The sequence below is a fragment of the Microbacterium xylanilyticum genome (assembly GCF_054654695.1).
In genome coordinates this window covers 1,324,284-1,345,741 of the sequence record NZ_BAAIEN010000002.1, presented here as the reverse complement: position 1 = coordinate 1,345,741, position 21,458 = coordinate 1,324,284, and the positions used below count along the sequence as shown (strand labels likewise).

24 protein-coding genes and 1 pseudogene are annotated in these 21,458 nt (G+C 71.6%); 12 read left to right on the top strand and 13 right to left on the bottom strand.

Annotation, left to right across the window (positions count from 1 at the left end):
* Positions 1-15: 15 nt before the first annotated feature.
* The gene (locus ACYQ1L_RS06910) at positions 16-1,692 is read right to left on the bottom strand and encodes a ribonuclease J (RefSeq protein ID WP_460003484.1); all 1,677 of its coding nucleotides are present in this window, start codon (positions 1,690-1,692) and stop codon (positions 16-18) included.
* A gap of 77 nt (positions 1,693-1,769) precedes the next feature.
* Positions 1,770-2,747, bottom strand: coding sequence for a 4-hydroxy-tetrahydrodipicolinate synthase (gene dapA, locus ACYQ1L_RS06905; RefSeq protein ID WP_159576296.1), 978 nt, complete (start codon positions 2,745-2,747; stop codon positions 1,770-1,772).
* A gap of 64 nt (positions 2,748-2,811) precedes the next feature.
* On the opposite strand from dapA, the gene ACYQ1L_RS06900 reads away from it, so the two are divergent.
* Positions 2,812-3,351 carry an NUDIX domain-containing protein gene (locus ACYQ1L_RS06900; RefSeq protein WP_460003483.1) on the top strand — a complete coding sequence of 180 codons (540 nt, stop codon included), beginning with the start codon at positions 2,812-2,814 and terminating at the stop codon, positions 3,349-3,351.
* A gap of 6 nt (positions 3,352-3,357) precedes the next feature.
* Here the strand turns inward: ACYQ1L_RS06900 and ACYQ1L_RS06895 are convergent, their stop codons facing one another.
* From ACYQ1L_RS06895 to ACYQ1L_RS06885, 3 genes are read right to left on the bottom strand one after another with little or no spacing between them, the layout of a single operon-like run.
* Positions 3,358-4,119, bottom strand: coding sequence for an SDR family NAD(P)-dependent oxidoreductase (locus ACYQ1L_RS06895; RefSeq protein ID WP_460003482.1), 762 nt, complete (start codon positions 4,117-4,119; stop codon positions 3,358-3,360).
* A gap of 14 nt (positions 4,120-4,133) precedes the next feature.
* On the bottom strand, positions 4,134-4,610 hold the full coding sequence (locus tag ACYQ1L_RS06890; RefSeq protein ID WP_460003481.1) for a dihydrofolate reductase: 477 nt from the start codon (positions 4,608-4,610) through the stop codon (positions 4,134-4,136).
* Positions 4,607-5,416 (bottom strand): thymidylate synthase, encoded by an 810-nt coding sequence (locus ACYQ1L_RS06885; RefSeq protein ID WP_460003480.1) that lies wholly within the window; start codon positions 5,414-5,416, stop codon positions 4,607-4,609. Before ACYQ1L_RS06885 ends, ACYQ1L_RS06890 begins: the two co-directional genes overlap by 4 nt.
* Positions 5,417-5,553: 137 nt before the next feature.
* On the opposite strand from ACYQ1L_RS06885, the gene ACYQ1L_RS06880 reads away from it, so the two are divergent.
* The 3 genes from ACYQ1L_RS06880 to ACYQ1L_RS06870 are packed head-to-tail and all read left to right on the top strand — an operon-like array spanning position 5,554 to position 7,009.
* A complete protein-coding gene (locus ACYQ1L_RS06880; RefSeq protein ID WP_460003479.1) occupies positions 5,554-5,988 on the top strand; it encodes a TlpA family protein disulfide reductase in 435 nt (144 codons plus the stop codon).
* On the top strand, positions 5,985-6,539 hold the full coding sequence (locus ACYQ1L_RS06875) for a DUF4395 domain-containing protein (protein ID WP_460003478.1): 555 nt from the start codon (positions 5,985-5,987) through the stop codon (positions 6,537-6,539). The genes ACYQ1L_RS06880 and ACYQ1L_RS06875 overlap by 4 nt, the downstream gene beginning before the upstream one ends.
* A 44-nt stretch (positions 6,540-6,583) precedes the next feature.
* Entirely contained in the window at positions 6,584-7,009 is a 426-nt protein-coding gene (locus ACYQ1L_RS06870) for an OsmC family peroxiredoxin (protein WP_460003477.1), read from the top strand.
* Positions 7,010-7,097: 88 nt separating this feature from the next.
* Here ACYQ1L_RS06870 and ACYQ1L_RS06865 read toward each other — a convergent pair whose 3' ends face one another.
* A complete protein-coding gene (locus ACYQ1L_RS06865) occupies positions 7,098-7,571 on the bottom strand; it encodes a hypothetical protein (protein WP_460003476.1) in 474 nt (157 codons plus the stop codon).
* Entirely contained in the window at positions 7,568-8,314 is a 747-nt protein-coding gene (dapB, locus tag ACYQ1L_RS06860) for a 4-hydroxy-tetrahydrodipicolinate reductase (protein ID WP_460003475.1), read from the bottom strand. The genes ACYQ1L_RS06865 and dapB overlap by 4 nt, the downstream gene beginning before the upstream one ends.
* Before the next feature lie 84 nt (positions 8,315-8,398).
* Here dapB and ACYQ1L_RS06855 point away from each other — a divergent pair, with 84 nt between their 5' ends.
* Together ACYQ1L_RS06855 and ACYQ1L_RS06850 are read left to right on the top strand one after the other, a co-directional pair.
* On the top strand, positions 8,399-8,881 hold the full coding sequence (locus ACYQ1L_RS06855; RefSeq protein WP_460003474.1) for a GNAT family N-acetyltransferase: 483 nt from the start codon (positions 8,399-8,401) through the stop codon (positions 8,879-8,881).
* On the top strand, positions 8,878-9,312 hold the full coding sequence (locus ACYQ1L_RS06850; protein ID WP_460003473.1) for a pyrimidine dimer DNA glycosylase/endonuclease V: 435 nt from the start codon (positions 8,878-8,880) through the stop codon (positions 9,310-9,312). Before ACYQ1L_RS06855 ends, ACYQ1L_RS06850 begins: the two co-directional genes overlap by 4 nt.
* A gap of 3 nt (positions 9,313-9,315) precedes the next feature.
* Here ACYQ1L_RS06850 and ACYQ1L_RS06845 read toward each other — a convergent pair whose 3' ends face one another.
* From ACYQ1L_RS06845 to ACYQ1L_RS06830, 4 genes and pseudogenes are all read right to left on the bottom strand, one after another.
* Positions 9,316-9,918 carry a histidine phosphatase family protein gene (locus ACYQ1L_RS06845; RefSeq protein WP_460003472.1) on the bottom strand — a complete coding sequence of 201 codons (603 nt, stop codon included), beginning with the start codon at positions 9,916-9,918 and terminating at the stop codon, positions 9,316-9,318.
* Between the two features lie 81 nt (positions 9,919-9,999).
* Positions 10,000-11,039, bottom strand: a pseudogene (locus ACYQ1L_RS06840) (aldo/keto reductase).
* A gap of 201 nt (positions 11,040-11,240) precedes the next feature.
* Positions 11,241-13,517, bottom strand: coding sequence for a polyribonucleotide nucleotidyltransferase (locus ACYQ1L_RS06835; RefSeq protein WP_460003471.1), 2,277 nt, complete (start codon positions 13,515-13,517; stop codon positions 11,241-11,243).
* Positions 13,518-13,673: 156 nt separating this feature from the next.
* Positions 13,674-15,614, bottom strand: a complete 1,941-nt coding sequence (locus tag ACYQ1L_RS06830; RefSeq protein ID WP_460003470.1) for a GDSL-type esterase/lipase family protein — start codon at positions 15,612-15,614, stop codon at positions 13,674-13,676.
* Positions 15,615-15,783: 169 nt separating this feature from the next.
* Here ACYQ1L_RS06830 and ACYQ1L_RS06825 point away from each other — a divergent pair, with 169 nt between their 5' ends.
* The 4 genes from ACYQ1L_RS06825 (at position 15,784) to ACYQ1L_RS06810 (ending at position 17,274) form a co-directional block, all read left to right on the top strand.
* A complete protein-coding gene (locus tag ACYQ1L_RS06825) occupies positions 15,784-15,954 on the top strand; it encodes a DUF5302 domain-containing protein (RefSeq protein WP_460003469.1) in 171 nt (56 codons plus the stop codon).
* Between the two features lie 174 nt (positions 15,955-16,128).
* Positions 16,129-16,290 (top strand): hypothetical protein, encoded by a 162-nt coding sequence (locus ACYQ1L_RS06820; RefSeq protein ID WP_460003468.1) that lies wholly within the window; start codon positions 16,129-16,131, stop codon positions 16,288-16,290.
* Positions 16,291-16,383: 93 nt separating this feature from the next.
* Complete coding sequence (locus tag ACYQ1L_RS06815) at positions 16,384-16,830, top strand: hypothetical protein (protein ID WP_460003467.1); 447 nt, start codon at positions 16,384-16,386, stop codon at positions 16,828-16,830.
* A gap of 15 nt (positions 16,831-16,845) precedes the next feature.
* A complete protein-coding gene (locus ACYQ1L_RS06810) occupies positions 16,846-17,274 on the top strand; it encodes an aggregation-promoting factor C-terminal-like domain-containing protein (RefSeq protein ID WP_460003466.1) in 429 nt (142 codons plus the stop codon).
* A 10-nt stretch (positions 17,275-17,284) separates the two neighbouring features.
* On the opposite strand, the gene ACYQ1L_RS06805 is transcribed toward ACYQ1L_RS06810, so the two are convergent.
* Both ACYQ1L_RS06805 and ACYQ1L_RS06800 read right to left on the bottom strand, forming a co-directional pair.
* A complete protein-coding gene (locus ACYQ1L_RS06805; RefSeq protein WP_460003465.1) occupies positions 17,285-17,770 on the bottom strand; it encodes an SRPBCC family protein in 486 nt (161 codons plus the stop codon).
* 67 nt (positions 17,771-17,837) lie between these two features.
* On the bottom strand, positions 17,838-19,280 hold the full coding sequence (locus ACYQ1L_RS06800) for a cation:dicarboxylate symporter family transporter (protein WP_460003464.1): 1,443 nt from the start codon (positions 19,278-19,280) through the stop codon (positions 17,838-17,840).
* A 180-nt stretch (positions 19,281-19,460) separates the two neighbouring features.
* Here ACYQ1L_RS06800 and ACYQ1L_RS06795 point away from each other — a divergent pair, with 180 nt between their 5' ends.
* Together ACYQ1L_RS06795 and ACYQ1L_RS06790 are read left to right on the top strand one after the other, a co-directional pair.
* Positions 19,461-20,759: a sensor histidine kinase gene (locus ACYQ1L_RS06795; protein WP_460003463.1), complete on the top strand. Its 1,299-nt coding sequence runs from the start codon at positions 19,461-19,463 to the stop codon at positions 20,757-20,759.
* Positions 20,756-21,439 (top strand): response regulator, encoded by a 684-nt coding sequence (locus tag ACYQ1L_RS06790; protein ID WP_460003462.1) that lies wholly within the window; start codon positions 20,756-20,758, stop codon positions 21,437-21,439. Before ACYQ1L_RS06795 ends, ACYQ1L_RS06790 begins: the two co-directional genes overlap by 4 nt.
* Positions 21,440-21,458 lie beyond the last annotated feature (19 nt).

The window sequence follows — 21,458 nt, the reverse complement described above, 5'->3', positions numbered from 1 at the left end:
TCGATGCGAGCGGGATCACGCCTCGATGACGAGCGGGACGATCATCGGCCGGCGGCGCAGCTTCTGGTTCACCCAGCGACCGATCGTGCGGCGGACGATCTGCGACAGCGCGTGGTTGTCGCGCACGCCGTTGGACGCCGCTTCCTTGAGAGCCGCCACGATCTTGGGCGCGACGTCGTCGAACACCGCATCGTCCTCGGCGACGCCACGGGCGTGGATCTCGGGGCCCGAGATGATGCGGCCCGTGGTCGAGTCGACGACGACGATGACGGACACGAAGCCCTCCTCGCCGAGGATCCGCCGGTCCTTCAGGTCCGCGTCGGTGATCTCGCCGACCGTGGAGCCGTCCACGTAGACGAAGCCGATGTCGAGCTGCCCGGCCACGCGGGCGACGCCGTCCTTGAGGTCGATCACCGTGCCGTTGGAGCCCAGGATGGTGCGCTCCTCGGGGATGCCGGTGTCCTGCGCGAGCTTCGCGTTCGCCATGAGGTGGCGGTACTCGCCGTGCACGGGCAGCACGTTGCGCGGCTTGAGGATGTTGTAGCAGTACAGCAGCTCGCCGGCCGCGGCATGGCCGGAGACGTGCACGCGGGCGTTCGCCTTGTGGACGACGTTCGCGCCGAGCTTGGTGAGGCCGTCGATCACCCGGTAGACGGCGTTCTCGTTGCCGGGGATCAGACTGGAGGCGAGGATCACGGTGTCACCAGGACCGGGCTCGATCGCGTGGTCGAGGTTGGCCATGCGGCTGAGCACCGCCATCGGCTCGCCCTGGGATCCGGTCGACATGTAGACGATACGGTCGTCGGGGAGGTCGCGCGCCTTCTTGTAGTCGATGAGGACGCCGTCGGGCACCTTGAGGTATCCGAGCTGCTCCGCGATCGTCATGTTGCGCACCATCGATCGGCCCAGGAATGCGACCCGGCGGCCGTGCGCGTGCGCAGCGTCGATGACCTGCTGCACGCGGTGCACGTGGCTGGAGAAGCTCGCGACGATCACCCGGCGCGGCGCCTTGCCGATCACCTGGTCCAGCACGGGGCCGATCGAGCGCTCGGTCGGCGTGAACCCCGGGACGTCCGCGTTCGTGGAGTCGACGAGGAACAGATCCACGCCCTCCTCCCCCAGGCGGGAGAACGCGCGCAGGTCGGTGATGCGGCCGTCCAGCGGTAGCTGATCCATCTTGAAGTCGCCCGTGGCGAGAACAAGGCCTGCCGGCGTGCGGATGGCGACGGCCAGCGCATCCGGGATGGAGTGGTTGACCGCGACGAACTCGAGGTCGAACGGGCCGACCTTCTCGTGCTGGCCCTCCTTCACGGTGAGCGTGAAGGCCTTGATCCGGTGCTCCTTGAGCTTCGCCTCGACCAGCGCGAGGGTGAGGCTCGAGCCGATCAGCGGGATGTCGCTCTTGAGCCGCAGCAGGTACGGCACGGCGCCGATGTGGTCCTCGTGCCCGTGGGTGAGCACGACGCCGACGATGTCGTCGAGGCGGTCCTTGATCGGCTCGAAGTCGGGCAGGATCAGGTCGACGCCCGGCTGGTGCTCCTCCGGGAACAGCACGCCGCAGTCGACGACGAGGATCTTCCCGTCGTACTCGAAGATCGTCATGTTGCGGCCGACTTCCCCGAGTCCGCCCAGGGGCGTGACGCGGAGGGAGCCGGGGGCGAGCGCTTCGGGCTCGGCGAGGGGAAGGGTCATGTGGTGCCTCCTAGGCGGGGCGCGGCGCGCCCGAAGATCTGGTCCCTGAGCCTGCCGAAGGGCACGACGGACGGCCCTCAGCGGGTGGTGCCGTGCACCTTGGGGAGAGCGCCGCCGGCGGCGGCGTTGCGATCGGGGCGGAAGTCGGAGAAGTCCGCGCCCGGGACGTCCTTGACGAGCGCGAGCTCGTCCTCGATGAGGGCGGCCTCCCACTCCTCCGGCCCCACCAGCGGCAGGCGGACGCGGGGGCTGGTGATGCGGCCGAGGCCGTGCAGGATGTACTTCGCCGCGACCGTGCCGGGCACGTGCGTCATGGCGGCGCGCACGAGCGGCTCCAGCCGCTTGTGCTCGGCGGTGGCGGTGGCCAGGTCGCCGCGGTTCACCGCATCGACGATCGTGCGGTAGGGCGCCGACGTGATGTTGGCGGTCACGCCGATGAGGCCGGTGGCGCCGATCGACAGGTGCGGCAGCACGTTCGCGTCGTCGCCCGAGAAGTACATCAGGTCGGTCTGGTTGAGCACCCGGCTCACCTCGGAGAAGTCGCCCTTGGCGTCCTTCACCGCGAGGATGTTGGGGTGCTTGGCGAGGCGCAGGATCGTCTCGTACTTGATCGGCACGCCCGTGCGACCCGGGATGTCGTAGAGGATCACGGGCAGGTCGGTGGCATCCGCGACGAGACGGAAATGCGTGAGGATCCCGGCCTGGGTGGGCTTGTTGTAGTACGGCGTGACGATCATGATGCCGTCGGCGCCGGCCTTCTCGCTGGCCTTGTACAGCTCGATCGCGTGCGCGGTCTCGTTGGATCCGCCGCCGGTGATGATCTTGGCGCGGCCCGCGGCGACGTCCTTGCCGACCTCGACCAGACGCAGCTTCTCGGCGTCGGTCAGGGTCGAGGTCTCGCCGGTGGTGCCCGTCACGACGATGCCGTCGGCGCCGTCGGAGATCACACGGTCGATGTGCTTCTCGACGGAGGGCCAGTCGACCTCGCCGTCGGCCGTCATCGGGGTGATGAGGGCGACGAGCACCTGTCCGAAGGGATTGCCCGTGTGCGTCATGCCTCCAGCGTATCGGGTCGGCCGGTTCTCACGTGGCCCTCGGTGCGCCGGTTAGGCTCACGCCATGGCCTGGCACACGCGGGAATCGCGCATCGTCTACGACAATCGCTGGATCTCGGTCCGCGAGGACGCAGTGTCCGGTCCCGCCGGCGACGGCATCTACGGCGTGGTCACCCTGAAGCATCCCGCCGTGTTCGTGGTGGCGCTGGATGCGCAGGACCGCGTGTGCCTCGTCACCATCGACCGCTACACGACAGGGCGCTCCGTGGAGGTCCCCGCGGGCGGCACCGACGGCGAGGATCCGCTGCTCGCCGCCCGTCGCGAGCTGCGGGAGGAGACCGGGCTCGAGGCGGACGAGTGGACGCCGATCGGCACCATGAACGCCCTCAACGGCGTGACCGTCGCGCCCGAGCACGTGTTCCTGGCCCGCGGGCTGCGCCAGGCGGGCGACAGCGCGCACACCCAGGCAGAGGAGGGCATCGACGAGGTGTCGTGGGTGCCGTTCGGCGAGGTCCTGGCCATGGTCGGCGATGGCCGGATCACCGACGGCGAGACCGTCGCGGCGCTCGCGTACGCGGGGATCGCCCTCGGCCGCTTCGCCTGAGCGGGCTCACATGCGGCCGCGGCGCGCGACGCGGGCCGTGACGGCACGCGGGACGAGGCGCGAGAGCGCGACGACGGCCTTGTAGCGCAGAGACGGGATCACGACCGACCGCCCGCGGGCCGCGGCGCGCAGGGCGGCGCGGACGACGTACGGGGCGTCGAGCCAGAGGATCCGCGGCACGCCCTCCTGCCCTGCCGCGAGGCCCATCCGGGCGTGGAACGTGGTGTGCACGAAGCCAGGGCACAGCGCGGTGACCGTCACCCCGTCGCGCGCGTACTCGTCGTCGGCCCAGCGGCTGAAGCCGATCAGCCACGCCTTGCAGGCCGAGTACGTCGACCTCGAGATGAAGCCGGCCACGGAGGCCACGTTGATGATGCGCCCGCCCCGTCCGCGCATCACCCGGAGCGCGGCGTGCATGAGCCGCATCGGCGCCTCCACGTGCACGCGCAGGTGCCGCACCTCGTCGGCGATGTCGTTGTCGGCGAACTGCAGCGGCAGGCCGAACCCGGCGTTGTTCACGAGCACGTCGATCGGACGCTCCGCGTCGGCGATCCGCGCCACGACGCGGGCGACGCCCGCCTCCTCCGCAAGATCGGCGACGAGCACCTCCACGGCGACGCCGTGCCGCGCGCGCAGCTCTGCGGCGAGGGCATCCAGCGCGTCCTGCGAGCGGGCGACGAGCACGAGGTCGGCGCCGCGGTCGGCGAGCTGCCGGGCGAACTCGGCGCCGAGCCCGGCGCTGGCTCCGGTGATGAGGGCCGTGGGCATCCGGATCCGTCCTCTCAGCGCTCGTAGCTCAGGAAGCGGTAACGGATTCCGGTCCTGCTGGTGTGCCACTCCCCCTGCGCCACCAGCCGGAAGCCGTCGCGTGAAGGCGCGAACGCGTCGCCCGGGACGTCGAGGTCCAGCTCGGTGACCTCGAGGCGGTCGGCCGCACCGACCACCTCGCGGAAGATCTCCCCGCCGCCGATCACCCACGCCTCATCGAGCCCGGCCAGCGCCGCCGCCACGGAGTCCGCGGTGCTGGCGCCGTCGGCGGCCCAGGCGGTCTGCCGGGTGATCACGATGTTCTCGCGGCCGGGCAGCGGACGGAACCGCTCCGGCAGCGACTCCCAGGTGCGCCGCCCCATCACGACCGGGGCGCCGAGGGTGACCTCCTTGAAGTGCGCGAGGTCCTCCGGCACGTGCCAGGGCATCGTGCCCGAGGCGCCGATGACGCCGCCGTGCGCCTCCGCCCAGATCAGGCCGACGCGGGTCATACGGCGACCGCGGCGCGGATCGCCGGGTGGTGCTGGTAATCCTCGACCACGAAGTCCTCGTACGCGTAGTCGAAGATCGAGTCGGGCTTACGCGTGATGCGCAGCGTCGGATAGGGGTACGGATCCCGGCTGAGCTGCTCGCGCACCTGTTCGACGTGGTTGTCGTAGATGTGGCAGTCGCCGCCCGTCCACACGAAGTCGCCGGGCTCCAGGCCCGTCTGCTGTGCGACCATCAGGGTCAGCAGCGCGTAGGACGCGATGTTGAACGGCACGCCCAGGAACAGGTCCGCGCTGCGCTGGTAGAGCTGGCAGGACAGCTTGCCGTCGGCCACGTAGAACTGGAAGAGCGCATGGCACGGCGCGAGTGCCATGTCGGGGATGTCCGCAGGGTTCCACGCCGACACGATGATGCGGCGGGAGTCGGGCGAGTTGCGGATCTGGTCGATCACCTGTTGCAGCTGGTCGATGTGACCACCGTCCGGCGTCGGCCAGGAACGCCACTGCACTCCGTAGACCGGACCCAGGTCGCCATCCGCGTCGGCCCACTCGTCCCAGATGGTGACGCCGTGGTCCTGCAGCCAGCGCACGTTGGAGTCGCCGCGGAGGAACCAGAGCAGTTCGTACGCGATGGACTTGAAGTGCACGCGCTTGGTGGTGATGAGTGGGAAGCCCTGCGACAGATCGAAGCGGATCTGCCGGCCGAACACGCTCGTCGTCCCTGTGCCGGTGCGATCGTCCTTGTGCGTGCCGGTGGCCAGCACGTCGCGGAGCAGGTCTTCGTACGGCGTGGGGATCGCGGCGCTCATGGGTTTCAGCGTACCGGCGACGGCGGACGTACGGGCCGTGGACCAGCGGCCGCGCGCGCGCCGACACGTGCATCGCATCGCTGACTCGATCCGTCATATCCGCCCCACCCCGCCCGTCGCAGACGTAGCCTCTGACCATGTCCCTGCCGATCGCCATCGTCATCGTGGCCGCGCTCGTCGCCGCCACGGTGCTCGCCGGCGTGCTGCTGCGGCGCCGGGACGGGCGCGCCGTCGCGGTGCACGGCGACCGGGTGGTGGATCCGGCCGACCTCATGCGACCGCTGGGCGCCCGCGCGACGCTGGTGCAGTTCAGCACCGAGTTCTGCGCGCGGTGCCCGCAGGTGCGGCGCCTGCTGGGGTCCGTCGCCGCAGAGCGCCCCGGGGTCGTGCACACGGAGGTGGACCTCACCTCGCGATCCGACCTCGCCGCCCGGTACAGGGTGCTCTCCACGCCGACCACGCTCCTCGTGGATCCCGATGGCCGGATCCGCTCCCGCTTCACCGGCGCGCCCAGCCGCGCCGACGTCCTGTCCGCACTCGACCGCGCCCTTCCCGAGGAGGCCCGCTCATGACCGCTCCCGCCGGCATCGATCCCCGCGGCCCGCGCTTCGCCGCGTGGATCACGTCCGCCCTGCTGCTCATCGCCACGGTGCTCGGGCTGGTCGCGGCGCCGACGTCATCGCCCTACCCGCAGCCGCTCCAGGACCTCGTGTCGCTGACGCGGCCGTCGCCTGGCCTACTGGCACTCGAGCGCGCCGCCCAGCCCGCCTTCCTGCTCACGCTCGCCATCGCGCTCCTGTTCCTGTGGGGCATGGTGTCGCCGCCCACGCAGCCGTGGAGCGCGCTGTTCCGCAGCGTGGTGCGCCCCCGTCTCGCCCCACCGGCCGAGCTGGAGGACCCGCGTCCGCCGCGCTTCGCCCAGGGCGTGGGGCTGTTCGTGGTGACCGTCGGCTTGCTGCTTCACCTGCTCGGCGTGCCATGGGCGCTGCCGATAGCGACGGCCCTCGCGTTCGTCGCCGCGTTCCTCAACGCGGCATTCGGGTTCTGCCTGGGATGCCAGATCTACCTGCTGCTGCAGCGCGCCGGGATCCTCGGCCGCGGCGGTTCCTCCGCCCTGAGCTGATCGGTAGGCTGGCAGCCACACACCCACCCCCGACTGGAGGAACCATGTCCGTCACGAGCGAAGCCGCTGCCACCTGGACCGGAAGTCTCATCGAGGGCGAGGGATCCGTCTCCTTCTCCTCCTCGCACCTGGGCACCTTCCCCATCAACTGGAAGGCGCGCTCGGAGGGATCCGACACCACGACCACCCCGGAGGAGCTCATCGCCGCGGCGCACTCGTCGTGCTTCAGCATGGCGCTCTCGCACGCCCTGGCCGGGAACGGCACCCCGCCGGAGCGCGTGAACACCACGGCGTCGGTCACCTTCAAGCCCGGAGTCGGCATCACGGGCAGCCACCTCAACGTGAACGCTTCGGTCCCCGGGCTCGACGCGGAGACGTTCCAGCGTCTCGCCGAGGAGGCGAAGCAGGGCTGCCCCGTCTCCGCCGCGCTCGCGGGGATCGAGATCACGCTCGAGGCGACGCTCGCCTGAGCTTCCCGCCACGCACGACGCGAACGCCGCATCCGTCAGGGTGCGGCGTTTCGTCTCGGTCGGTCCCTCCACGAAGGGCTGCGTCTCCTCAGAGATGCGGCCCTTCGTCGTGCCGGGGCAGTGATGTCTCCTTCGCCAGCCGGATCGCCGCACGGATCGCGGCGCGGGCGTCCTTGCGGTGCCCCGCGGCGTCCTGCACGACACCGAGCCGGTACTGGGCGCGCCAGTCGGCGGGCTCCGCGGCCGCGGCGGCGCCGTACTCGGCCAGCAGCCGGTCCGCGTCCTCCGGCAGCAGGCGCCCGTTGGGCCGCAGCTGCTCGGGCGCGGCCGGCATGCCGCCCTCGGCGTCCAGCGTGCGCCCCAGCCGGTCGGCGGCGAGGCCGAACTGCAGCTCGCGCACCAGCGCCCAGGCGCCGATGAGCGGCATCACCAGCAGCGCCACGCCCATCGTGACGCCGAGCACCTGGTCCGAGCCGAGCAGCACCACCGCCCGCCAGCCGATGAGCGCGATGTACAGCAAGAGAAGCGCGGCCATGACGGCGACGCCGATGCGGGAGATCATGCGCGCGGCCGGATCCCCAGGTCGATGACGTTCTCGAGGCCGACGACGACGCCGCGCAGATCGCGTGCGTACGGCAGCGCGAGGCGGATCCCCGGGGCGTAGGCCGCAGCGGGCTGCACGGTGTCGTGCACGATCGAGAGCGACTCCCCGGGTCCGGACAGGATGACCTCCTGCTTGGCGATCACACCGGGGCGGCGCAGCGAGTGCACCGGCACGCCGGCCACCTGCTGACCGCGGGCGCGCTGGTCGACGTGGGGCGCGTCGACCGGACCCTGGTCCGCGCGGGCCGCAGCGATGAGCTCCGCGGTGCGCACCGCGGTGCCGCTGGGCGAGTCGATCTTGGTGTGCTGGTGCGCCTCGATGATCTCCACGGATCCGAAGAACGGTGCGGCCAGGGTGGCCAGGACCGTGCCGAGGACGGATCCGATCGAGAAGTTGGGCACGAACAGCGCGCCGATGCCGGCCTCGTCGATGACCGGTCGCATCTGGGCGATCCGCGCCGCCGACCATCCCGAGGTGCCGACGAGGACGTTGATGCCGCGATCTGCGGCGGCGCGCACGATCTCCACGCTCGAGGCCGGCGTGGTCGCGTCGACCACGAGGTCGGCGCCGTCGAGCTCGTCCATCGTGCTCGCCGAACCCAGCACCGCGCCGAGCTCGAAGCCGTCGAGGTGCGCGACCACGTCGCCGATGATGGAGCCGAGCTTGCCGGAGGCGCCCACCAGGGCAACGCGCGTCGTCATGCCCTCAGTCTATTCAGGCGGTCGGACGTGCCGGTCCCGCGCGTCAGGCCGCCGGAGCGGCGCTCGGGGGAATAGCGTCGGAGCATGCCCACGTTCCGCATCGCTTCCCCCGAGGACGCCGACGCCCACGCCGTGCTGGTCGAGTACTTCACGCTGCGCGCCGCGGAGTTCCCCGGCGGGACCTACTCCCCCACGTACCCGACCGCCGCCGCGTTCCAGGACCCCGACGGCGTCTTCCTGCTGCTCGAGGACGACGGCGCGATCGTCGGCTGCGGAGGCATCCGCCGCGTCGCGATGCCGGACGGGGAGGCCGACGTGTTCGAGGTCAAGCATGTGTTCCTCCGCCCCGAGACGCGGGGACGCGGCTGGGGACGGCTGCTGCTGGATGAGCTGGAGCGCCGCGCCCGCGACCTCGGCGCCCGCGCTCTGGTGCTCGACACCCACCACACGCTCGCAGCCGCCGGCCACCTCTACCGCAACGGCGGCTTCACCGAGATTCCCCGCTACAACGCCAACCCGAACGCGACCCGGTGGTACCGCAAGGATCTGGAGGCGCGACCGCAATGAGGCTGTGGTCCGTGCATCCGCGCCATTTCGACCGCCAGGCGCTGACGGCGTGCTGGCGGGAAGGGCTGCTCGCCCAGGCGGTGCTCGCCGACCCCACGCGGCGGGGCTACGCGCACCACCCCCAGCTGCAGCGGTTCCGCGCCACGCGGGATCCGGTCGCCGCGATCGGCGACTACCTCGCCGCGGTCGTGGAGGAGGCGGATGCCCGGGGGTACCGCTTCGCCCGGGAGAAGATCCTGCGCACCGGACCCGTCGAACGGATCCCCGTCACTCGCGGTCAGCTCGAGTACGAGTGGGGCCACCTCCTGCGCAAGCTCGAGGTGCGCAGCCCCGAACTGTGGCAGCGATGGCGCACGGTGTCCGAGCCGGATCCGCATCCGCTGTTCACCGTCATCGACGGCCCCATCGCGGACTGGGAGCGCGTCGGCTGATACTCAGACGACCAGCGGATCCGGCAGGCCCGTGCGCAGCTCGACCGGCAGATGGCTCAGGTCGTTGTGCGCAAGCAGGCTCCACGGGCGGCCCTGCTTCTGGGCGATCACGGTGAGGCCGCAATTGGCCTGGTTCAGGGTCATCCAGCGCCACTCCGGCGCTTCCAGCACCTCACGCACGAACCAGCTGATCACGAAGTTGTGCGTGATCAGCACCTCGTGCACGTCGCCGGGCTTGCGCACCAGGAACTCGTTGACGGCGTCGGCCATCTGCGCCCGACCCGCCTCGATCTCCGCCTCCGTGACGGATCCGAAGAACGGCTCGAACGCGGCAGGGGTCTCCTCGGTCATGCCCGTCGGCACGCAGTCGAAGAGCAGGGCGGACGGCTCCGCCTCGACCGAGGGGATCCGCTCCGAGATGGCGCGTGCGGTCTCGGCTGCGCGCAGCAGCGGCGAGTGCCAGATGGCGTCAAGCGGCAGTCCCGACAGCCGGGCCGCGATCAGCTCCGCCTGGCGCCGACCCCGGGGCGAGAGAGGTCCGTCGGTGAGGCCGTGCTCGGCGTCCTGATGTTCGCCGTGCCGGACCAGATAGATGTAATGCGTCACAACCGCTCGCCTCGTCTCCGACTCCGTGGCCGGGGTACCTCCAGCCTATGTCACAGAAAGGACACGACGATGGCCACCAGGTCAGCTCGCAGCGCGGGTGAGCTCCGCGATCTGCGCACGACCCAGCGCGACCCCCGCGCCCTGCATGAGTTCGTCGACTTGCTCGGTGGCGAACGCGTTGACGATCGGAGCGGTCACGGTGCGCTGCGCGAGCAGCCACCCGATCGCGACGGCGGCCACGGGGACGTGCAGCTCCTCGGCGGCGAGGTCGAGCGCCCGCAGCACCTTGATGCCCCGGCGGTTGATGTTGCTGCGCAGCTGCATGCCGCGCACCCCTGCAGCGCCTGCTTCGAGCGGTGCCGGCCGGACAGGAACCCGTGCTCGAGCGCGTGCGACGGTGTGACCGCCAGGCCTTGTGCGGCCGCCACCAGCCGGAGGTCGCCCTCGAAGTCCGCCCGGCGCACCAGGTTGTACGGCTCGTCGAGCACCTCGATGCGCGGGTAGCCGGCCGACGCCAGGATCCGCGCCTCGACGAGGCGCTCCGCGGAGAAGCCGAACGCCCCGAGCGAGCGCACCTTCCCCGCCTCCACCAGCCACTCCGCGGTGGCGAGGGTGTCCTCCAGGGGGCTGCCGTCGTCGACCGAGCCGTCGAGGTAGAGCACGTCGATGCGCTCCACGCCGAGGCGGTTCAGCGATGCCTCGGCCGCGCGGACGAGGTTGACCGGGCCGATGCCCGGGTTGTCGGGGTGGCTGCCGACGCGCACGGTCAGCACGACGTCGTCGCGGTTGCGCCGCGTCGAGAGCCAGCGACCGATGATGTGCTCGCTCCGGCCCGCGGCGAAGCTGTCCGCCGTGTGCACGGCGTTGCCGCCGAACTCCACATAGCGGTCGAGGATGCGCAGCGCCGTGTCGGCGTCGGTGTTCCAGCCGAACTCGGCGCCGCCGAGGATCAGCGGAAAGGCGCGGATGCCGGTCTCGCCGATCGGCACGCGCAGCGCCGAGCCGATGCCCGGACCGATGACCGGGATCGGGGCCGACGGATGCGGCGGGACGATCGCAGGCGCGGTGGTGACGGCAGGCGCGACCCCGCCGGTTGCGGATCCGACACTGAAGAGACGCATGCGATCACCCCCGTGTCTGCTGCGTTGCGTTCCGAGACGCACCCCCCGGTGCGCTCTCTTCGAGGGTAAGGGAGGCCGCCGACGCTTCCGTTCATTGAGTCGACGCGGAGGCCAACAATCGGTAACGGTTCGATCACGAATACGCGAAGAAGCCCGTGGTGTCCTCCTTTCGGCGGACACCACGGGCCTCTTCTGCGGTTATCAGGCCTCGGCGGTCTGGGCGGCCGGCTCCGCGGCCTCAGCCGGCGCCTCGTCGATGACGGGCTCCAGCGAGAGCTTGCCGCGGTCGTCGATCTTCGTGATCTTCACGAGGATCTTCTGGCCGACGGAGAGCACGTCCTCGACGTTCTCGACACGCTTGCCACCGGCGAGCTTGCGCACCTCGGTGACGTGCAGCAGGCCGTCCTTGCCCGGCAGCAGGGAGACGAACGCACCGAAGGTCGCGATCTTGACGACCGTGCCGAGGAACTGCTCGCCGACCTCGGGGTTGGTCGGGTTGGCGATCGCGTTGACCTGGGCACGGGCGGCCTCGGCCGACGGGCCGTCGGTCGCGCCGATGTAGACGGTGCCGTCCTCCTCGATGGAGATCTGCGCGCCGGTCTCGTCCTGGATCGCGTTGATCGTCTTGCCCTTGGGGCCGATCAGCTCACCGATCTTGTCGACCGGGATCTGCACGCTGATCACGCGCGGCGCGGTCGGCGCCATCTCGTCCGGGCTGTCGATCGCGGCGTTGAGCACGTTGAGGATCGTCAGACGCGCGTCCTTGGCCTGGGTGAGCGCGCCGGCGAGCACCTCGGAGGGGATGCCGTCGAGCTTCGTGTCCAGCTGGATCGCAGTGACGAACTCGCTCGTGCCGGCGACCTTGAAGTCCATGTCGCCGAGGGCGTCCTCGGCGCCGAGGATGTCGGTGAGCGCCGCGTAGCGGGTCTCACCGTCGACCTGGTCGGACACGAGGCCCATCGCGATGCCCGCGACCGGAGCGCGCAGCGGCACCCCGGCGTTCAGCAGCGACAGGGTGGACGCGCAGACGGAGCCCATCGACGTGGATCCGTTGGACCCGAGAGCCTCGGAGACCTGACGGATCGCATACGGGAACTCCTCGCGGCTCGGCAGCACCGGCACGAGGGCGCGCTCGGCGAGGAAGCCGTGCCCGATCTCGCGACGCTTCGGCGAGCCCACGCGGCCGGTCTCACCGGTCGAGTAGGGCGGGAAGTTGTAGTGGTGCATGTAGCGCTTGCTCGTCGTGGGCGACAGCGAGTCGATCTGCTGCTCCATCTTGAGCATGTTCAGCGTGGTGACGCCCAGGATCTGGGTCTCGCCGCGCTGGAAGATCGCGGAGCCGTGCACGCGCGGGATGACCTGCACCTCGGCGTCCAGCGGGCGGATGTCCGCGAGGCCGCGGCCGTCGATGCGGACGCCCTCGGTGAGGATCCGACCGCGCACGATCTTCTTCGTGACGGACTTGTAGGCGGCGGAGAACTCGCTGAGGGCGACCTCCGGCTGCTCCCCGGCCTCGACGGCGGCGACGAGCTCGGCCTTGACGCGGTCCTTGACGGCGTCGTCCGCGTTCTGGCGCTCCTGCTTGTCGGCGATCTGGTAGACGTCGACGAGCTCGGCGAACGCGCGGGACGAGACGAAGTCGTAGGTCTCCTCGCTGTAGGGCAGGAAGACCGGGTACACACCCGGCTCCTTCGACGCCTGCGCGGCGAGCTCGGCCTGCGCCTTGACGAGCTGCGAGATGAACGGCTTGGCGGCCTCGAGACCCTGCGCGACGATGTCCTCGCTGGGCTTGGTGGCGCCGGCCTTGATCAGGTTCCAGCTGCCCTCGGTGGCCTCGGCCTCGACCATCATGATCGCGACGTCCTCAGTGCCGTCACCCTTGGTGACGACGCGACCGGCGACGACGAGGTCGAACACGGCCTGCTCGACCTGCTCGGCGTTCGGGAATGCGACCCACTGGTCGGCGTGCTCGCCCTGGCCGGGGATGAACGCGAGGCGCACACCGGCGATGGGGCCGGAGAACGGCAGACCCGAGATCTGGGTCGACGCGGAGGCCGCGTTGATCGCGAGCGCGTCGTAGTACTCGCCCGGAGCGATGCTCAGGACGGTGATGACGATCTGGACCTCGTTGCGCAGGCCGTCGACGAACGACGGGCGCAGCGGGCGGTCGATGAGACGGCAGACCAGGATCGCCTCGGTGGAGGGGCGCCCCTCGCGGCGGAAGAACGAGCCGGGGATCTTGCCGGCCGCGTACGAGCGCTCCTCGACGTCGACGGTGAGCGGGAAGAAGTCGAAGCCCTCGCGCGGCGACTTGCTGGCGCTCGTGGCCGAGAGCAGCATCGTCTCCTCGTCGAGGTAGGCGGCGACCGCGCCCTGCGCCTGCTGTGCGAGACGGCCCGTCTCGAAGCGGACGGTGCGGGTGCCGAAGCGGCCGTTGTCGAGAACGGCCTCGGTGGCAGTGATTTCAGGACCTTCCAAGAGGTCTCTCCTTCTTTGTTTAGGCTCGCTCTCCCGTGTGGAGCGCGAGCATGGACGGATGCACACAGAGGCATCCCGTCCGATCCTATCAGCGCGGCACCGTGCGACCGGCCGGAGGGCGGCACCGGCACTCCCGCGAGCCCCGACGGCGTGCGCTCAGACGTCGCTGGTCTCCCGCACGCCGCGCTCGCGCCCGAGCCGCACGTAGGCGTCGTGCTTCGGGCTGCGGCCGTCCCCGGCGGTGCGACCGTGCAGGCGGCGCCACACCCACGGCAGCGCATGGCGGCGCCACCACACCCCCGCGCTCGTGCGCTCGGCCGCGTGCAGCGCCTCGTCGAGAGCGCCGAGCTCATCGGCGAGGGGCACCCCGAGCGCGACCCCGGCACGGTAGGCGAGGAAGCGATGCCCGCGGCTGGAGAGGTGCACGAGATCCTCGCCCCAGTTCTCGCGTCGCGCGAGCTGGGGGTGCAGATCGGTGTCCACCAGGATCGCGCCCTGGCGGCGGGCGATGCCCGCGAGCGCCGTGGCCCACGCCGAGAACCGCCGGGCGTAGATCCGCGCTGCGGGGTTGCCCGGCAGGAACGCGGTGACGAGCAGCACGTCCGCCCCCGCCTCGCGCAGCTGCCGCACCGCGTCCTCGAGCCGGGCCGCGAGCAGCGGGATGGAGACCCGTCGCTTCACCAGGTCGTTCGCGCCGATCAGGATCGATGCCAGATCCGGGCGCAGCTGCAGCGCGCGAGGCAGCTGCGTGCCGCACACGTCCTCGACGCGCTTGGACCGGACCGCGAGGTTCGCGTAGTCCAGCGGCTCGCGGGCCGCCAGCAGCAGCGCCAGCCGGTCCGCCCAGCCGCGCAGCTCCCCGTCGGGACCGGGATCGCACAGCCCCTCCGTGAGCGAGTCACCCAGCGCGACATAACGGCGCCACCGTTTGCGCTCCCCCGGCGGGGCCGGCTCCGGCCGCACCGCGCGGGGCGCGCGCAGGGACGCGTCGACCCGGGCGAGCTCCTGAGCCTCGGCGAAGTGATCGAGCAGCTGGTCGCACACGGCGCTCCAGCTGCGCTGCTCCACGGCCGCGCGCCCCGCGCGTCCGAGCGCCTGCCGCTTGCGCGCGTCGCCGGCCAGGTCGCGCACCCGCTCGCGCAGATCCTGCAGGTCGCCGGGGCGGTACAGCCAGCCGTCGACGCCCTGGCGCACGAGGTCGAGGGGACCGCCGCGCCCCGTCGCGACGACGGGGATGCCGCTCGCGTGCGCCTCCTGCAGCGTCTGCCCGAACGTCTCGCTCTCCCCCGGGTGCACGAACACGTCGAACGACGCCATGGCCTCCGCGAGCTCCGCACCGCTCAGGTGCCCCAGGAAGACGGCGCCGGGCAGCAGCGCCTCCAGCCGCGGCCGGGACGGACCGTCGCCCACGATCACCAGCCGGACCCCGGGGAGATCCGCGAGCACGTGCAGATCCTCGACCTGCTTCTCCGGGGCGAGCCGGCCGACGTACCCGACCACCACGTCCGCACCGACGCGGTGCGGCCAGGCCGCCGCACGCCGATCGGGGTGGAAGCGCTCGGCGTCCACGCCTCTGCCCCAGCGGCGCACCCGGTCGACGCCGAGACGGGCGAGCTGGTCCTCCGACTCCGACGACGGGGCGAGCGTGAGGGTGGCGCGGCGGTGCAGACGGGCGATGTGCGCCTCGGCGAGGGCGGTGGTCAGCGCGACGCCGTACCGCGCGGCGTAGGCGGCGACATCGGTCTGGTACGCCGCCACGGCGGGGACGCCGAGGCGCTCCGCCGCGAGCGCACCGCGCCAGCCCAGTGCGAACGGGGAGGCGAGGTGCACCACGTCGGGCTCGAAGCGGGCGAGGGACGCCGCCAGGCGGTGCGCGCTCGATGTGCCGACCCGCACGGTGCGGTAGCCGGGCAGTGCGACGGAGGGGATCGGCTCGATGCGGGCGTGTCCGATCATGCGCGGCATATCGGCAGCGGCGGGGGCGTACACCCTCGCCTCGTGCCCGTGGCGCTCCAGATGCCGGAGGATCTGCAGGACGGACCCGGTGACGCCGTTCATGTGCGGGAGGAAGGACTCCGTCACGATCGCTGCTCTCACGGGACCAGGATCCCGCTCCGCGGCGCCCCGGGTCGCCGACAACGGCCGCCGTCGCGCACTGTTCACCGGATGCACCTCGATCGGTCACCGGCCGTCCCCCGGCGCGCCCGCCGCCGGTCGCCCGATGTTCTCCGGAGGCTCGGAAGGCAGCGGGGCTAGGCTGGCGCGCATGAGTACCGACGACACCGCCGCGGCGGACATGAAGCGCAAGTTCAAGGAGGCGCTGGACAAGAAGAACGCCCAGCAGCACCGGGGCGAGTCGCACCTGGACGGCGACTCCGCCGTCCACGGCACGCACGCCGCGCAGACCCGGCGCGAGTTCCGCCGCAAGAGCGGCTGACCCGCACCGATCCCGAAGGGGCGCCGGCGCGAGACCTCGGCGCCCCTTCTGCGTGACCGAAGCACGATAGGGCAGGAACCGAAGCACGATCGGGCAGGACCCGAGGCGGGATCCGGCAGGACCGGATCGGCGAACTCGGTGGCGAACCACAACCAACGGGGTTAGCGTCGGATGGTGAGCGTTACGACCCGAACCGTCGCTCCCCCGCACCGGGGCCGCGCCGCGCGCCCGCTGGCGGCGCTGCTGGCCGCCGCCGCGCTGATCGCGGCGCCGGTGTTCGCCCCGCCGGCGTACGCCGACGACTACCCGTCCTGGCAGGACGTGCAGAACGCCTAGGGGAACGAGCAGGCCACCCAGGATCAGATCGCCAAGGCCGACGACGCGCTGGCCGCCACCCAGAAGAAGGCCGCAGAAGCCTCGACCGCCGCGATGAAGGCGGCCCAGACGGCCAAGGCCGCGCGCACGGCGGCCGACGCCGCAGCCACGCGCGCCGATGAGCTCACCACCCAGGCGACCGCCGCGGAGCGGACCGCGCAGGAGGCGCACGAGCAGGTGGGCGCCCTCATCGCCGATCGCGCTCGGACCGAGACCTCGTCGCCGCTCCCCGCGCGGCTGTTCACCACGGCCGACCCCGATGAGCTGCTCACGCGGCTCGGCGTGATGCAGCGCCTCGACGCGACCTGGGCGACGCTGAGCGAGCGCGCGATCTCGGAGCAGGCGGTGGCCGACTCCCTGCGGGATCAGGCGCAGGCTGCTCGGGCGGCACGCGACCAGCTCGCGACGAGCGCCGAGCAGGCCGCGCGGCAGGCCCAGGCGGCCGCTGATGCCGAGACCGCCGCCGTGCGGGATCTGCAGGGCCACATCACGACCCTCTAAGCGCAGCTGGCGGCGTTGAAGAACACGACGGCGGACGTCGAGCGGCGCTACCGGCTCGGGCAGCAGGTGGCCGAGCAGAGCGGGGCCGCGGGGTCGGGCGGGGACTGGAGCAGCCTCGGCGCGGACGGCGTCGACGTCGACCCGGCCGGAGCCCAGGCCTACGCCGCCGGGCAGCTGGGCAACTACGGCTGGGGGCAGGACCAGTTCCCGTGCCTCTACCGGCTGTGGATGCAGGAGTCCAGCTGGCGAGCGGACGCGCTGAACCCCGACAGCGGCGCCTACGGCATCCCGCAGGCTCTGCCGGCCGACAAGCTGGCCGCCGCGGGCGCCGACTGGCGCACCAACGGGAACACCCAGGTCGACTGGGGTCTGAGCTACATCCTGGACCGCTACGGATCGCCCTGCGGCGCCTGGGCGCACGAGGTCGCGAACAACTGGTACTAAGCGGGCGCTGTCACGGCCGTGCGAGCGCCGTGCGGGCCGCGTCGAGCACGACCGGATCCGCGCAGCCGCGGGCGAACCCGGCGATCCGCCGGCGGATCTCGTACCCGAGGACCAGCGATCCGATCCACTCCGCGACCGGTGCGAGCCAGCCCGGGCGGCAGGTGAAGTTGTACTTCCAGACGGCGCGCGTGCCGCCTTCCGCGGGCTCGAAGCGCCAGCCGGCGCCGAGCGTCCGGAAGAACCACGGCCCCTTCTCCATCGTCATCCCGACGTTCGTCGGCGGCGCGTACGAGACGTAGCGCGTGATCATCGACAAGCCGAACCGCTGCCGCGTGAACGTGCGCACGCCCTTGGCCGGGGCCGTGGACCCGTCGAGGAAGTGCTGCTCGCGGATGAAGCCGTCCCACCGCCGGCGCACCTTCCCGGTCGTCTGCGACACGGCGTACGCCAGGGCGGGCGGGATCGGGACGACGACGGCGGCCTGAACGACGGGCATGCTCCGACGCTATCGCCACCGGGCGCAACCTGCGCGTCGGCCCGTGACGACCCGCGGGCCGCCCCGGTCAGCCGCGCTCGCTGCGCGCGCGGGCGGGCTCCTGCTTCGCGGCCATCTCGTCGACCGCCGCCTGGCCGAGGGTCGCCGTGCTGACTCCCTCACGCGACCGCGCCTCGTCGTGCCCGTGGACGCCGTCCAGCATCGACTCGTCGAACGGCTCCGCTCCCGACAGCACACGCCGCATCCGCTCACCGTCGACCTGCTTGGTCCAGGTGCCGATGAGGATCGTGGCCACCGCGTTGCCGGTGAAGTTGGTCACCGCACGCCCCTCCGACATGAATCGGTCGATCCCGACGATCACGCCGACGCCGTTGACCAGATCGGGACGGTAGGCCTGCAGCCCTCCCGCGAGCGTCGCGAGTCCCGCGCCGGTGACGCCTGCCGCGCCCTTGCTCGCGATGATCATGAAGACCAGCAGCCCGATCTGCTCGGGGATCGACATCGGCTGTCCCAGGCCGGTGGCGATGAACAGCGACGCCATCGTCAGGTAGATCGCCGTGCCGTCGAGGTTGAACGAGTACCCGGTCGGCACCGTGATGCCCACGACGGGCTTCGCGACGCCGAGGTGCTCCATCTTCGCGATGAGCCGGGGCAGAGCCGACTCGGACGAGGAGGTGCCGACGATCAGCAGGTACTCGCGGGCGAGGTACTTCATCAGCTGGAAGATGTTCACCCGGGCGACGAGCATCAGGATCCCGCCGAGCACCACGACGATGAACACGATGCAGGTCAGGTAGAAGGCGCCGAGGAGGATCCCGAGGCTCCAGATGGCGGCGACGCCGGTCTTGCCGACCACGGCCGCGATCGCGCCGAACGCGCCGAGCGGGGCCAGCCACAGGATCATCCCGAGCACCCGGAACACGAGGGTCTGCAGGTGCTTGATCGCCCCCATGATCGGCGCGCCGCGCTCGCCCAGGCCCTGCAGCGCGAAGCCGACCAGGAGCGCGATGAACAGCACCTGCAGCACGCTCTCGCCGGTGAAGGCGCCGAAGAACGTCGCCGGGATGATGCCGAGGATGAAGTCCTGGGTGGTCTTCGCCTCGGTCGTCGCGGCCGCCTGATACGTCGCGCCGGCCATGTGCAGCCCCTCGCCGGGGTGGATGATGTTGCCGACGATCAGGCCGATCGCGAGGGCGAACGTCGACATGACCATGAAGTACACCAGCGCGAGGCCGCCGATCTTGCCCACGGTCGCCGCCTTGGCGATGGATCCGACGCCGATGACGATCGTGCAGAAGATGATCGGGGCGATCATCATCTTGATCAGGCTGACGAACCCCTTGCCGGTGGGCTCGAGCCCCTGGGCGAACTGCGGGAACACGAGCCCCACCACGATGCCCAGCGCCACCGCGATGAGCACGGACACGTAGAGCCAGGTGTGCTTGTCCCAGGAGTTCTTGCCGCGGCGCCAATCGTGCCGCGGGAGAGTGAAACCTTCGGTGAGAGCCATCATCGCCTCCGCTGAATGAACCGGACGCCCGCACCACTTCGGGCGGGCCGTGCCGACCATGCTGCGGATCGACGGCACCTCACGGCGAGTTCTGTTCGTATTGAAACCGGGGCCGACGCGGTGCAGAGCCCCTCGGCCGCGCCATCTCGCGCATACTGGCTGGGGAGGTCCGGATCGGCGATGGCGACGACACGACGCAGCAGAGTGCGCAGCGCCGCATCGCGCGTGTTCGCCCTGCTGATCGGATCCGTGCTGCTGATCGGCGCCGCGATCGGAGCCTTCCTCACCTGGGAGGCGCAGACCTCGGCACGTCAGGAGGCCGAGCACGTGACGGCGGCGATCGCGAACGCGCTGGCCACCGCCCCCGCGGTGGTGGCGGCCGTGTCCGCGCCCGATCGCACGGCGGCCTCAGCGGGGCTGCGCGCGTACGTCGAGTCGGTGCGCACCGGGGCGGGCCTGGACTTCATCACCGTGATGGACCGCGACGGCGTGCGCCTCACCCACCCGGATCCCGCGCAGGTCGGCGGGCACTACCTCGGCACGATCCCCGGCGACGGTCGCACGCTCACGGAGCAGTACACCGGGACCCTGGGACCATCGGTGCGCACGATCGCCCCGGTGCACGATGCGGGAGGCGCGGTCGTCGGATGGGTCTCGGCCGGGGTGACCGTGGAATCGCTGGCCGGCGCGCTGCTGCGCCGCCTGCCCGTGATCGCGCTGCTCACCCTCGCGGTGGTGGCCCTGGGCGCCGTGGGCGCGGTGCTCGCGCGGCTCGCCACGCGCAGGATCACCGGCGATCTGGACGCGCGCGACGTGCGCGACGCCGTCGCGGGCTACGAGTCCGTGCGCACGCTCGGCGAGGCTCTGCGCGCGCAGACCCACGAGCACGGCAACCGGCTGCACACCGCGCTCGCACTGCTCGAGCTCGACCGCAAGGACGAGGCGATCGCCCTGCTGTCGGAGTCGTCGGTGCAGAGTCAGTCCGTGATCGATCAGATGACCCTGCGCGACGGGGATCCCACTGTGGCCGCGCTCCTGCTCGGCAAGGCGTCCCAGGCGAAGGAGCGCCGCGTGCACTGGCAGGTCGTCGTGGACCCCGCCGCGCGGCGCGCGGACCTGGATCCCGTCGACGCCGTCGCGGTGGTCGGCAACCTCATCGACAACGCCCTGGACGCGGCCGCTCAGGAGAGCGCCGATGACGCCGGCCGCTGGGTGCGCGTGGAGATCGCCCCGGCGGAGAGCGGCCAGGTCGCGATCACCGTCTCGGACAGCGGACCAGGGATCCCGGAGGAGCTCGGCGAGCGCGTCTTCGAGCACGGTGTCTCCACCAAGCCCAGCGATCGCGCGGGCCGCGGCGTCGGCCTCGCCCTCGTCCAGGAGGTCGTGCAGGCCGCCGGCGGGAGCATCGCCGTCACGCGCGATCCCACCGCGTTCCGTGTGACGCTGCCCGCGGCGCCGGTGAAGGCAGGACGCCGATGATCGGGGTCCTCATCGTCGACGACGACCCGCTGACGCTCGAGCTGCACGCGGCGTACGTCGGCAGGCTGGAGGGCTTCTCCGTCGTCGGCGAGTGCACCGGCGTCCGCGCCGCGCTCACCGCGATCGCCGAGCTGGGCCCGCGCATCGATCTCGTCCTGCTCGACATCACCATGCCGGACGGATCCGGGATCGACGTGCTCCGGCGGATCCGCGCCGCGGATGCGGACATCGACGTGATCGCTGTGACGAGCGTACGCGACGTCGACGCGGTGCGGCGGATGTCCGCCCTCGGGGTCGCCCAGTACCTGCTCAAGCCCTTCCCGTTCCGCGTGTTCCGCGAGCGCATGGAGCAGTACGCCGAGCGCCGGGCGCGTGCGATAGGGATCACCGGCGCCGCCAGCCAGGACGAGATCGACGCTCTCGTCGGAGGTCCGCCCACCGGCGCGGTGACGCTGCCCAAGGGGCTCACCGCCGAGACGCTGCAGGCGGTGACGGCAGCCCTGCGCGCGCACGGCGAGCTGTCCGCGAGCGAGGCCGGGCCGCTCGTCGGCGTCTCCCGGGTGACGGCGCGGCGGTACCTCGAGCACCTCGTGGAGGTGCGCGTCGCCATCCGCGCTCCCCGCTACGGCACCCCGGGGCGGCCGGAGACCGCGTACCGGCTCGCACGCGCCGGCTCCTGACCGCCCGCGGTGATAGCGT

Coding starts and splice junctions, on each gene's coding strand:
- ACYQ1L_RS06910 (WP_460003484.1), bottom strand. CDS start 1,692: ATGACCCTTCCCCTCGCCGAGCCCGAAGCGCTCGCCCCCGGCTCCCTC.
- dapA (WP_159576296.1), bottom strand. CDS start 2,747: ATGACGCACACGGGCAATCCCTTCGGACAGGTGCTCGTCGCCCTCATC.
- ACYQ1L_RS06900 (WP_460003483.1), top strand. CDS start 2,812: ATGGCCTGGCACACGCGGGAATCGCGCATCGTCTACGACAATCGCTGG.
- ACYQ1L_RS06895 (WP_460003482.1), bottom strand. CDS start 4,119: ATGCCCACGGCCCTCATCACCGGAGCCAGCGCCGGGCTCGGCGCCGAG.
- ACYQ1L_RS06890 (WP_460003481.1), bottom strand. CDS start 4,610: ATGACCCGCGTCGGCCTGATCTGGGCGGAGGCGCACGGCGGCGTCATC.
- ACYQ1L_RS06885 (WP_460003480.1), bottom strand. CDS start 5,416: ATGAGCGCCGCGATCCCCACGCCGTACGAAGACCTGCTCCGCGACGTG.
- ACYQ1L_RS06880 (WP_460003479.1), top strand. CDS start 5,554: ATGTCCCTGCCGATCGCCATCGTCATCGTGGCCGCGCTCGTCGCCGCC.
- ACYQ1L_RS06875 (WP_460003478.1), top strand. CDS start 5,985: ATGACCGCTCCCGCCGGCATCGATCCCCGCGGCCCGCGCTTCGCCGCG.
- ACYQ1L_RS06870 (WP_460003477.1), top strand. CDS start 6,584: ATGTCCGTCACGAGCGAAGCCGCTGCCACCTGGACCGGAAGTCTCATC.
- ACYQ1L_RS06865 (WP_460003476.1), bottom strand. CDS start 7,571: ATGATCTCCCGCATCGGCGTCGCCGTCATGGCCGCGCTTCTCTTGCTG.
- dapB (WP_460003475.1), bottom strand. CDS start 8,314: ATGACGACGCGCGTTGCCCTGGTGGGCGCCTCCGGCAAGCTCGGCTCC.
- ACYQ1L_RS06855 (WP_460003474.1), top strand. CDS start 8,399: ATGCCCACGTTCCGCATCGCTTCCCCCGAGGACGCCGACGCCCACGCC.
- ACYQ1L_RS06850 (WP_460003473.1), top strand. CDS start 8,878: ATGAGGCTGTGGTCCGTGCATCCGCGCCATTTCGACCGCCAGGCGCTG.
- ACYQ1L_RS06825 (WP_460003469.1), top strand. CDS start 15,784: ATGAGTACCGACGACACCGCCGCGGCGGACATGAAGCGCAAGTTCAAG.
- ACYQ1L_RS06815 (WP_460003467.1), top strand. CDS start 16,384: ATGAAGGCGGCCCAGACGGCCAAGGCCGCGCGCACGGCGGCCGACGCC.
- ACYQ1L_RS06805 (WP_460003465.1), bottom strand. CDS start 17,770: ATGCCCGTCGTTCAGGCCGCCGTCGTCGTCCCGATCCCGCCCGCCCTG.
- ACYQ1L_RS06800 (WP_460003464.1), bottom strand. CDS start 19,280: ATGGCTCTCACCGAAGGTTTCACTCTCCCGCGGCACGATTGGCGCCGC.
- ACYQ1L_RS06795 (WP_460003463.1), top strand. CDS start 19,461: ATGGCGACGACACGACGCAGCAGAGTGCGCAGCGCCGCATCGCGCGTG.
- ACYQ1L_RS06790 (WP_460003462.1), top strand. CDS start 20,756: ATGATCGGGGTCCTCATCGTCGACGACGACCCGCTGACGCTCGAGCTG.